1 protein-coding gene is annotated in these 2,676 nt (G+C 50.6%); it reads right to left on the bottom strand.

Going from position 1 to position 2,676, the window contains the following annotated elements:
• Nucleotides 1-2,676 (bottom strand): condensation domain-containing protein (locus tag VIM87_RS22080; RefSeq protein WP_331999108.1); only part of this gene is annotated, 2,676 nt, incomplete at both ends.

Raw genomic sequence — 2,676 nt, forward strand, 5'->3', positions numbered from 1 at the left:
GTTATAAATATCGCTGTTGTAGCCAATACCAATGTTAATGCCGGCTGCGGTTTCTGCAAAACCAAAGCTCAGGTTAAATTTGCTCATGTCTTCTGACAGGCCTTCATAACGGCTTACCTGTACCTGTTCCAGGGTATTTACGGCTACACTGCGCTCATCGCCATGCTGCATGATCACCATTACATCAAACAGCGGATGGCGGCTCAGATCGCGCTGCAGCTGCAATTCATCCACCAGCTTGTCAAAGGGGTAAGCCTGGTGCTTGTAAGCGCCTGTGGTTACCTGCTTGATGTGCTGCAGTAATTGCTCAAAGCTGCCGGCGCCATTGAACTGTGCTCTCAGCGCCAGCGTATTTACATAAAACCCTACTTGGTTTTCCAGGTCGGCATGCTCCCTGCCGGCAACGGGCATGCCGGTAATAATATCATCCTGGCCGGTATAGCGGTACAGCAATACATTTACGGCTGCCAGCAATCCCATGAACAGGGTAGCGCCCTGCTCATGGTTAATAGCCTGCAGCTGCCGGCTTATTTGCGGGTTAAGCGTTTTATTAATGGCGCCGCCTTTGTATGTTTTCATGGCCGGGCGGGGCTTGTCCAGCGGCAGCTCCAACACGGGTAACGATCCTTCAAACTGCTGCAGCCACCAGGTCCGGTGCTCGTTAAAAGCTTCGCTATGCAGCTGCTCCTGCTGCCATACTGCATAGTCTTTGTATTGAATACGCAGTGGGTCCAGCGGATTGGCCGTGCCTTTGGTATGCGCTGTATAAAACTGCAGCAGTTCTTTCATCAATACATCCTGCGACCATCCATCACTGATAATGTGATGCATGTTGAAAACAAAGACCCATTGATCATTTGTCAATTGATACAGGTCTGCACGTACCAACGGACCTTCAGAGAGATTAAAAGGCCGGCTGATGGCTTCCTGCACCAGTACTTTTACTTTTTCCTCACGGTCTGCATCATCCTGCAGGTCCTGGTTGTTGATCTTAAAACCAACCTCCATCACTGATCTTATGAACTGCTTTACTTCTCCCTGCTCATCTTCCTTAAAGATGGTGCGTAGTATTTCATGGCGGGCTATGAGCATATCAAAGGCCAGCATCAGCGCATTGTAGTTCAGCGCTCCTTCAAACACATATACGGCAGGTACATTGTAGGCAGTGCTGCCGCCTTCAAACTGGCTGAGGATCCATAACCTGCGCTGGGAGGATGACAGCGGGTAAGCAGCTTGCGGAGCTGCAGCCGGTATGGTAACAAAAGCTGTCTGCTTTCCTTCATCGATCAGGCGGGCCTGCTCTTCCAGCACCACAAGGGTGAACAGGTCGTTAAAGTCCACCTTTACATCAAACACCTTATGGATCTGGCTTGCCAGGCGGGTGGCTTTTAAGCTATGGCCGCCCAGCTCAAAGAAATTATCCTTAACCCCTACACGCTCCCGTCCAAGCACTTCCTGCCAGATGGCTACCAGCTTCTCTTCTGTGGCATTGCGGGGCGCTACATAACCGGCGCTGTTTTGATCCCCGTCAGGATCCGGCAGCTTTTTACGGTCCACTTTACCATTGGGGGTTAAGGGCATTGTTTCCAGCTGTATGAAATGGCCGGGCACCATGTAGGAGGGTAATGTTTGGCCCAGGTACTTTTGCAGCTCTGGTTTGCCGGGGGCATTGCTGCCTACAATGTAGGCTACCAGCTCTTTTTCACCGCCGGCATTGGGTTTCACCAATACTGCTGCTGTTTCAACGTCCGGGTGATTTTTCAGCGCATTCTCTATTTCACCTAATTCTATACGGTAACCGCGGATCTTTACCTGGTCATCTTTACGGCCTAAAAATTCAATGGCGCCATTGGGCAGCCATTTACCCAGGTCGCCGGTTTTATAGATCTGCTGTCCGGGTTTGAAAGGATCTGCTACAAATCTTTCTGCGGTTAATGCAGGGTTGTTGAGATAACCTCTTGCCTGTCCATGGCCGCCAATGCAGATCTCCCCTGTCAAACCGGTGGGCAGCAGCTGCAGCTGTGCATCCAGGATATATACGTTACTGTTACAGAACGGTGATCCCAGCGCAATGGGCAGCGAGGTATCTTCCAGGTTAATGCGGTTAATGAGCTTACCGATTGTGGTTTCTGAAGGCCCGTAGTGATTGTACACTTCGCAGGTGGCATTACCTGCTTTAATGAGGTCCAGCACATCACGGGTAAGCTGCTCACCACCAAACACCAGGCATTTTGCCGGTGCAAATAAATGGTTGTCCAGCTGCAGCGCTTTCCAGTGCGAGGGTACTATCTTAATACAATCCAGCTGCACGCTTTGCATACGTTCCCCGCTCATTACATCTTTGGCAGAGAACACATGCAGCTTTGCACCTATCAGCAGAGAAGTATAAATAACCGTATTGCCCAGGTCTGCTGCAATGGTGGATACCAGCCCAAAACTTTTACAATCTGCAATATTGGTGCGGGCCAGCGCGCCAAACGCGTAATCCACCAAAGAACGGTGATTGATCATTACTCCTTTGGGCTGGCCGGTAGAGCCGGAAGTGTAGATCACATAAGCCAGGTCGCCGGGCTGCACCTGCGCTTCCGGCAGCGGCTCATTGATCGTGATGCTATCCAGCTGTATGTCTATGGCAAACGCGTTACCGCGGTAGTAATCAATATCAAAAACATAATC

The sequence above is a fragment of the Chitinophaga sp. genome (assembly GCF_036569125.1).
GTDB lineage: Bacteria > Bacteroidota > Bacteroidia > Chitinophagales > Chitinophagaceae > Chitinophaga.